This is a genomic window from Stagnihabitans sp. (genome assembly GCF_964946895.1).
The window spans coordinates 1-8,143 of record NZ_CBBQHX010000079.1 but is presented as its reverse complement, the minus strand read 5'-3'; the positions used below and the strand labels follow the sequence as shown (position 1 = coordinate 8,143).

6 protein-coding genes and 2 tRNA genes are annotated in these 8,143 nt (G+C 63.3%); 2 read left to right on the top strand and 6 right to left on the bottom strand.

The genetic code is table 11. The features are described 5' to 3' along the window. Nucleotides 1-3,564, top strand: a 3,564-nt coding sequence (locus AC1Y2B_RS23110; protein WP_482255478.1) for a beta strand repeat-containing protein, incomplete at its 5' end; no start/stop codon positions are given. A gap of 287 nt (nt 3,565-3,851) precedes the next feature. Here AC1Y2B_RS23110 and AC1Y2B_RS23105 read toward each other — a convergent pair. The 6 genes from AC1Y2B_RS23105 to AC1Y2B_RS23080 form a co-directional block, all read right to left on the bottom strand. Beyond that, a tRNA-Ser gene (locus AC1Y2B_RS23105) sits at nt 3,852-3,941 on the bottom strand. 401 nt (nt 3,942-4,342) lie between these two features. After that, complete coding sequence (locus AC1Y2B_RS23100) at nt 4,343-5,185, bottom strand: fumarylacetoacetate hydrolase family protein (RefSeq protein WP_482255477.1); 843 nt, start codon at nt 5,183-5,185, stop codon at nt 4,343-4,345. Nucleotides 5,186-5,195: 10 nt separating this feature from the next. Continuing rightward, a complete protein-coding gene (locus tag AC1Y2B_RS23095) occupies nt 5,196-5,933 on the bottom strand; it encodes an SDR family oxidoreductase (RefSeq protein ID WP_482255476.1) in 738 nt (245 codons plus the stop codon). A gap of 71 nt (nt 5,934-6,004) precedes the next feature. Further along, a complete protein-coding gene (locus AC1Y2B_RS23090) occupies nt 6,005-6,484 on the bottom strand; it encodes a DUF2948 family protein (protein WP_482255475.1) in 480 nt (159 codons plus the stop codon). Further along, a complete protein-coding gene (murA, locus tag AC1Y2B_RS23085) occupies nt 6,481-7,749 on the bottom strand; it encodes a UDP-N-acetylglucosamine 1-carboxyvinyltransferase (protein WP_482255474.1) in 1,269 nt (422 codons plus the stop codon). The genes AC1Y2B_RS23090 and murA overlap by 4 nt, the downstream gene beginning before the upstream one ends. A gap of 9 nt (nt 7,750-7,758) precedes the next feature. Beyond that, a complete protein-coding gene (locus AC1Y2B_RS23080) occupies nt 7,759-7,938 on the bottom strand; it encodes a hypothetical protein (protein ID WP_482255473.1) in 180 nt (59 codons plus the stop codon). Between the two features lie 128 nt (nt 7,939-8,066). Here AC1Y2B_RS23080 and AC1Y2B_RS23075 point away from each other — a divergent pair. Then, nucleotides 8,067-8,141, top strand: a tRNA-Thr gene (locus tag AC1Y2B_RS23075). The last annotated feature ends 2 nt before the right edge of the window (nt 8,142-8,143 follow it).

Below are 8,143 nucleotides of genomic sequence, written 5' to 3'. Positions count from 1 at the left end.
ACCAACACGGGTGCCGCCACCAGCCTTGTCGGATCTGCCTTCGGCGATACGCTCGTCGGCGGCATCGGCAATGACACACTCAATGGCAGCGGCGGCAATGACACCCTCACCGGCGGCGCAGGAAACGATACCTTCATCGTCGATGCAGGGGATAGCGTGATCGAAAACGCTGGCCAAGGCACCGATCTGGTGCTTGCCGCGATGTCTTATACCCTCGCTTCAAATGTCGAGAACGTAACACTTACGGGGACAGACTCGATCAATGCGACGGGTAATACCTTAAACAACGTTTTGACGGGAAATGTCGGCCTAAACCTTCTCGATGGCGGTGCAGGCAACGATACGATGATAGGCGGCTTTGGTGACGACACATATGTCGTGGACAGTACCGATGACTTGGTTGTGGAGAATGCCGCTGAAGGCACGGACACAGTTCGATCCTCCGTCACTTACACCCTCTCAGCAAATGTCGAGAACCTGACATTGACGGGTTCTTCGGCAATCGATGCGACCGGCAACGCCTTGGGCAACGGCCTGACCGGCAACTCTGCGGCGAATAGCCTCGATGGCGGGGCTGGGAATGACACTCTCATCGGCGGCACCGGGGACGACTCCTATGTCGTTGATAGTGCGAATGATGTTATCGTCGAGAACTGGGCCGAAGGGACTGACACTGTCCTATCGTCGGTCACCTTTACACTGACCGCCAACCTTGAGAACCTTGTCCTGAGAGGCTCAAAGGCCCTCAATGGCACGGGAAACGCCGCTGACAACCTAGTGATCGGCAACATTGCGGCCAATGTCCTTTCTGGCGGCGACGGCAATGACAGCTTGAACGGCGGCGCTGGCAATGATGTGCTGAACGGTGGGGCTGGCTTTGATGTGGCCTCCTATGACGGAGCATCTGCTGGAGTGACGGTCAGCCTTGCCATCTCTGGAGCGCAGAACACTGGCGGGGCTGGCACGGATACACTGGCGACGATGGAGGGGCTGATCGGTTCGGCCTTCGGCGACACTCTAACTGGTGATGCCGGGGCCAACCGGATTGACGGAGGAGCCGGGAACGACCTCCTCAGCGGAGGCTCAGGTGCTGATACGCTTTGGGGTGGCGATGGAGATGATGTCTTCCTTGTCGGGGCTGTAGCAGACCTTGCCACGGGAGAGGTGATCACGGGCGGCAGCGGCTCGGATGAACTGCGCTTCACCTCGATCACGGCCAGTACGCTCGTTTTGACCGCTGACGTGGCGCTGGAGCGCGTGGTCATCGGAACGGGGACAGCTGCTTTGGCGGTCTCCACCGGGACGACGGCGCTTAACGTCGACGCAGGAGAGGCGGCGAACGGTTTGGCGTTGAACGGCAATGCCGGGGTCAATGCTCTGACCGGGACGAGTTTTGCGGATACACTAGACGGCGGTGCGGGTAACGACAGCTTGACCGGCGGGGCCGGGGCGGATGTCTTCACGATTGGCGCCGGTGCCGATGCAGTCACCGATCTGGGCGCAGGCGATGTTCTGACGGTTGCCTCGGGGGCAACAGCCAATGCCGTATTGGCAGGGGCTTGGACGGCGACGGCGGCGAGCAGCAATAGCGGAACGGCAAACCTGACCTCGGCGGGGCTTGCGGTGGACCTGTCAGCGGTCACCACCGGCACCGTTGGGTTTAAGGTGACCAACACGGGAGGAGCGACCTCGTTCACCGGCTCGGGCTTGGCGGATAGCCTGATCGGCGGCAGTGGCGCGGATACCCTTTTGGGTGGGGCGGGCAACGACACTCTGGCGGGTGGCGCCGGGAACGACAGCCTCAGCGGTGGTTTGGGCAATGACACCTTCATCGTAGCCTATGGTACCGACACGATCTCTGACCTTGGAGCGGGCGACGTCGTGAAGGTTTCGGCGGGGGCAATACTAAGCGCCATATTGGTGGCATCTTGGACGGTCACGACAGGAACAAGCAATGCCGGGGTGGCGAACCTGACGACCAGCGGTCTGGCGGTAAACCTTACGGCGGCTATGGGGTCTGTGGGTTATACGGTGACCAACAGCGGGGCTGGGACGACCCTGACAGGCTCGGGGTTTGCCGACACGCTCGTCGGTGGCTCTGGGGCCGACAGCCTTCTGGGCGGGGCTGGCAATGACAGCCTGAGCGGCGGGTTGGGGGATGACGTGCTCACCGGCGGAGCGGGGAATGACACTTTCGCGGTCTCCTCCGGGACGGATAGCGTCCTCGACCTGAGCGGGTCCGATCTTCTGGTGATCTCGGCGGGTGCTACTGCCAACGCCGCTGTCACCGCCGCGTGGACGGCCACGGCCGGCACGACCAACATGGGGGTGGCAAACCTGACGACCGCCGGTCTGGCGGTCAACCTCGCTGCCGTGACCGGTGGCTCGGCGGGCTATGCGGTGACCAACACAGGTGCCGCCACCACGCTGACCGGGTCGACGCTGGCAGACACCCTGCTGGGTGGCGCAGGCAATGACACGTTGGTTGGTGGACCGGGCAACGACAACCTCATGGGCGGAGGAGGCAATGATACTTTCACCGTGGCATCTGGAACGGACACAATTTTCGACTTGAGTGGCGGCGACGTCCTGACAATCGCGACAGGGGCTTCGGCCAATGCAACAGTCGGCGCAGCTTGGACAGCGACATCAGCGACCAGCAACACCGGCATGGCCATTGTTACAACATCAGGCTTTGCCGTGAACCTCGGGGCGGTCACAACTGGGACTTCGGGCTTCATCGTCACCAACACCGCGGCTGGAACGACCTTGTCGGGGTCGGGCCAAGCCGACACGCTACGCGGTGCAGACGGCGCTGACACTCTGCTTGGCGGCGCCGGCAACGACAGCCTGAATGGCTGGCTGGGCAACGACAGGCTCACCGGCGGCACTGGCAACGACACCTTCTCCGTGGGGTCTGGCACCGACAGCATCACCGACCTTGGCGGCTCGGACATCCTGACCATCGCGTCGGGCGCCACCGCCAATGCCACGGTGACCGCAGCGTGGACCGCCACCGGCGCGAGCAGCAACGCTGGGATCGCAAACCTCACGACGGCAGGCTTCGCGGTCAACCTTGCCGCATCCACTGGCACCACAGGCTTCTCGGTGACCAACACGGGAGCCGCCACCACGCTGACGGGGTCGGCGCAGGCTGACACCCTGCTGGGAGGCACCGGCAACGACACCATGCTGGGCGGAGCGGGCGACGACCGCCTGACCGGCGCCGGTGGCAACGACAGCCTGACAGGCGGGGCAGGTGCGGACACCTTCGTCTTCACCCTGCTCACCGGCGTTGACCACATCACCGACTTCACCTCTGGCACCGACCACCTCGCCTTGGCCAAAGCTGTGATGGCAGCGATTGGCGCCACAGGCACATTAGCCACCGACGCCTTCTGGACCGGCACCGCAGCCCACGACGCGACCGACCGCCTCATCTACAACGCCACCACAGGCGCCCTGTCCTACGACGCGGACGGCAACGGCTCAGGCGCCGCCGTCCAGATCGCCGTGCTGGATGGCCACCCGGCGCTAGCCTTCACCGATGTGCTGGTGTTTTGAGAGATTGGCGGGTTTCCAGTTCTGGAAGTCCGCCAGCTTCCGAATGAAGAACAATATCCGACGGTAGTAGTCCGATGCCATCAAGCTGGGGCGACGTCGCCTGCTTTGCCCTGCAGCCAAGAGGAACACGGCATCGCGCGGCCCTAGGCCAAGCCCGCCCGCTGGACCAAGGACGATTTGCTGGGTGGCGAACAGCGCTGGCGAAAAAGCATCGTTTTGCGGATCGGGGGTAAATTCGGGGGTAGGTTTCGAAAACCCATAAATTATCTAATGATTTCAATGATGGTTGGCGGAGGCGGTGGGATTCGAACCCACGATAGGGTTCCCCCTATGCTCAGTTAGCAACCGAGTGCTTTCGGCCTCTCAGCCACGCCTCCGACGAAGGCTATTTAATCGGGGGCAGGGTCGGGGGCAAGTGGAAATCCGACCGTGACTTCGGGTTCGTCACAGGACCCCGCGGATCACAGGTTTCAAGCGGCACTGACAGAGCGCGGCTGCACGCGGTCAGCGAGGGCGAGCCCCGTCCGGGCGCACTCCGGGCGCGGCACAGCCTGCCCCATCTGGCATGGCGATGCCCAGGGGCGGATGCCATAGCCCGGACTTTTGAGGCTTTTCCAGCCAAGCCGCCATCGACCGGCGGTTGTGCCCTCAGGTCGGATCCCACCTGCATCCGTGTGAAATCCGAGTAAACAATTGATTAACAGGAAAGATAGAATATGAATAAATTCAAGGGATTGCGGGGGATTGCACGCGTGCAATCCCCCCGGTTTTCACAGCCTCAGTCCGCGATCACGTCCTGCCGCTGCTGGCCAAGACCCGCGATCCCCAGTTCCACCACATCGCCCGCTTTCAGGAATTGCGGTGGCTTCATGCCCAGGCCCACGCCGGGCGGTGTCCCGGTCGAGATCACGTCGCCGGGGTGAAGGGTCATGAACTGGCTGAGGTAGGCGACCAGATGCCTGACGCCGTAGACCATGGTCCGGGTCGATCCGTTCTGCCGGGACACCCCGTTCACGGTCAGCCACATGGCCAGATCCTGCGGATCCGCGACCTCATCCTTCGTGACCAGCCACGGCCCGATTTGCCCGAAATTGTCGCAGGACTTGCCCTTGGTCCATTGGCCCGCCCGCTCGGTCTGGAAGGCGCGCTCTGACACGTCGTTGGTCACGGCATAGCCTGCGACATAGTCCAGCGCCTCGGCCTCGGACACATACTTGGCCCGTCTGCCGATGATGACAGCCAGTTCAACCTCCCAGTCGGTCTTTTCAGAGGTGCGGGGGATCACGATCGGGTCGTTCGGGCCGACGATGGCAGAGGTGGCCTTCATGAAGATGATCGGTTCGACCGGAACCTTGGCGCCGGTCTCGGCCGCGTGGTCGGAGTAATTGAGGCCGATGCAGATGAACTTGCCGGTACCGGCGACGCAGGGGCCGAGACGGGTGCCGGGGGCCACCACCGGCAGGGTGCCCGGATCAACGGCCCGCAGCATCGCAAGACCGGTGTCCGAAATGACCGCGCCGCCAATATCGGGCACAAGGCCCGAAAGGTCGCGGATCGAGCCGTCCGAATGCAGCAGGCCTGGTTTTTCCTGGCCCGCAGGCCCGTGGCGCAGAAGTTTCATGTCATTCCCCTCAGATGTTGGCCCAACCGCCGTCGATCACATGCGCGACCCCGGTGGTATAGCTGGATTCGTCGCTCGCAAGGTAGACCACAAGGGCGGCAATTTCCTCGGGCTTGCCGATGCGGCCGATGGGTTGGCGGGCGATGAAGGACTTCTTGGCCGCCTCATAATCCCCCGTGTCGCGCAGGCGCTGGTCAAGGCTGGGGCTTTCCACCGTGCCCGGGCAGATCGCGTTCGCGCGGATGCCCTTGCTGATGAAGTCCGCCGCAATCGACTTGGTCAGGCCGATGACCCCCGCCTTGGTGGCGCCATAGACAAAACGGTTGGGGGCCGCGATCACCGATCCGGCCACTGACGCCATGTTGATGATCGACCCGCCGCCACCCGCGATCATCGCCGGAAGGAAGGCTTTGCACATGCGGAACATCGCCGTCATGTTGAGGTCCATCGAGAAAGCCCACTGATCCTCGTCACAATCCAGGATCGTGCCCGCCGCCACGAAACCGGCGCAGTTGAACAGCACGTCCAGCGCGCCAATCTCGGCGGCGGCAGCCTCGACTGCGGCCTTGTCGCGCACGTTCAGCAGGCGGGTGGACATTCCCTCGGCGGCAAGGCTTTCCAACGTGGCGGCGTTGATGTCGGCGGCAATCACCTCTGCCCCCTCGCGCTGCATCGCCAGGGCTGTCGCACGCCCGATCCCTTGGCCTGCCGCCGTTACCAGCGCCTTCTTGCCCGCAAGTCTGCCCATGCCATCCCCTCTCAACCGGTGCTGCATGCCTTCCTAAACTGACATGTCAGTTTAGGAAACAGGGGAATCAGTCAATCTTGCCCGTGCTGCGGCAGATGGCCAGAGTTGGCGCGGTGGGGGCGGCTGACATCGGTCAGGGTCACCTCCAGCGCCTCGACCTGCAGGGCCACGGCGCCATCTCCCGCCAGCAGCAGTTCCACGACGCCGGACCCGTCCTGCGTTGCAGTGAAGCTGATCGACAGCAGCGAAAGGATCGTGTCCCTGTCGCCGCGGTCGATGCCCTGACTGCGCACGCCCAGAACGTCATCGAACACCAGCAGGCTGCGGACGCGTTCATAGGGCCGGCCGACGGCCTCGGCGGCGGCCTTGTCCTCCCAGCGGAAACGGTTCAGCAGGACAGCAAAGCGGTGCTGCCGTTTGGCGAAGGTCATCTCGGTGATCGGAAAGACCGCGTCCTGCACGAGGGCCGCAAGGACCTGCAAATCCCCCGGTTCCTGCGCGATCAGGCGCAGGGGGGCATCGTCAGCATCCTCGAAGCGGGCGTCGGTCATGCCTTGATCCGCTCGATCTGCGCCCCACAGGCCCGCAGTTTTTCTTCGACCCGTTCGTAGCCACGGTCCAGGTGATAGACGCGGCTGACAACGGTTTCGCCCTCGGCCGCCAGTGCCGCCAGGATCAGGCTGACCGAGGCGCGCAAATCCGTGGCCATGACGCGGGCCCCCTTCAGCTTCGAGACGCCGGTGACCGTCGCATGACCGCCATGCACCTCGATCCGGGCGCCCATCCGGATCAGCTCAGGGGCGTGCATGAAGCGGTTTTCGAAGATCTTTTCTTCCAGTACCGAAACGCCATCGGCGGTGCACAGCAAAGCCATCATCTGCGCCTGCAGGTCCGTCGGGAAGCCCGGGAAGGGTTCGGTGACCACGTCCACCGCATTGACCCGGCCATTCTTGCGCGCGACTTTCAGGCCGCGCGCGGTTTCCGTCACAGAAACACCTGCCGCATCCAGCTTTTCGGCGAAGGCACCCACAAGGTCCAGCCGCCCGCCGATGCATTCAATCTCGCCACCGCAGATCGCCGGGACCAGCATATAGGTGCCAAGTTCGATCCGGTCCGTCACCACGGGGTGCGTGGCGCCATGCAGGCGGTCCACGCCCTGAATGGTGATGGTCGAGGTGCCTTCGCCGTCAATCTGCGCGCCCATCTTGCGCAGGCATTGCGCCAGATCGACGATTTCCGGCTCGCGCGCGGCATTCTTCAGTACCGTGGTGCCCTTGGCCAGCGTCGCCGCCATCAGCGCGTTTTCGGTGGCACCGACCGAGACGAACGGGAATTCCACCACCGCCCCCTTCAGCTTGCCGCCAATTGCCTTGGCATGGACATAGCCGTCGCGCAGGTCCAACTCCGCTCCCATCGCCTCCAGCGCCTTCAGGTGCAGATCCACCGGGCGGGCCCCGATTGCGCAGCCGCCGGGAAGCGAAACCACCGCATGCCCATCCCGCGCCAGCATCGGCCCAAGGACAAGGATCGAAGCACGCATCTTGCGCACGATGTCATAATCGGCCGTGTGGTTGGCGATGTTGTGCGAGGACATGGCCAGAACCTGCCCCTCGGCCAGGCTGGCCACCTCAGCCCCCAGCGACTGCAGCAGCTGTGTCATCGTGGCGATGTCGGACAGGCGCGGCGCGTTGGTCAGTGTCAGCGGCTCATCCGACAGCAATGTCGCCGGCATCAGCGTCAGGCAGGCATTCTTGGCCCCTGCAATCGGAATCGCCCCCGACAAAGCCCCGTTGCCCCGAACCAGAATCGAATCCATGTGCCCGCCTCATTCCATTTCATTATCTGCCGCGGTCGCATCGCCGGGCTTTTCATCATTTTCTTCGGCAGCGCGCGCCCGCGCCTGAGCCTTCCTGCGCCCCATATTGGCCTTCAATGCCGCCTTCAACCGCTGTTCGCGGGCAGTCAGGCTTGAAGATTTCGGTACCGACCGGGGTTCGCGCGTCATGGCGGCATCTCTAGCGCAAGGGTGTGAAAGGGTCCAGTTAAGTTGCCAATTTGCTCTTGCACCCCGGCGGGAATGCGTCTAATCACCCGCCACGCAAGCTGAGGAAACCACCGAAAGCTTGAAACGGCGCTGCAGTAGCTCAGTGGTAGAGCACTCCCTTGGTAAGGGAGAGGTCGAGAGTTCAATCCTCTCTTGCAGCACCATT

Excerpts from the sequence above, each read along its gene's own strand:
- AC1Y2B_RS23100 (WP_482255477.1), bottom strand. The coding sequence starts at position 5,185 with ATGAAACTTCTGCGCCACGGGCCTGCGGGCCAGGAAAAACCAGGCCTG.
- murA (WP_482255474.1), bottom strand. The coding sequence starts at position 7,749 with ATGGATTCGATTCTGGTTCGGGGCAACGGGGCTTTGTCGGGGGCGATT.
- AC1Y2B_RS23080 (WP_482255473.1), bottom strand. The coding sequence starts at position 7,938 with ATGACGCGCGAACCCCGGTCGGTACCGAAATCTTCAAGCCTGACTGCC.
- AC1Y2B_RS23095 (WP_482255476.1), bottom strand. The coding sequence starts at position 5,933 with ATGGGCAGACTTGCGGGCAAGAAGGCGCTGGTAACGGCGGCAGGCCAA.
- AC1Y2B_RS23090 (WP_482255475.1), bottom strand. The coding sequence starts at position 6,484 with ATGACCGACGCCCGCTTCGAGGATGCTGACGATGCCCCCCTGCGCCTG.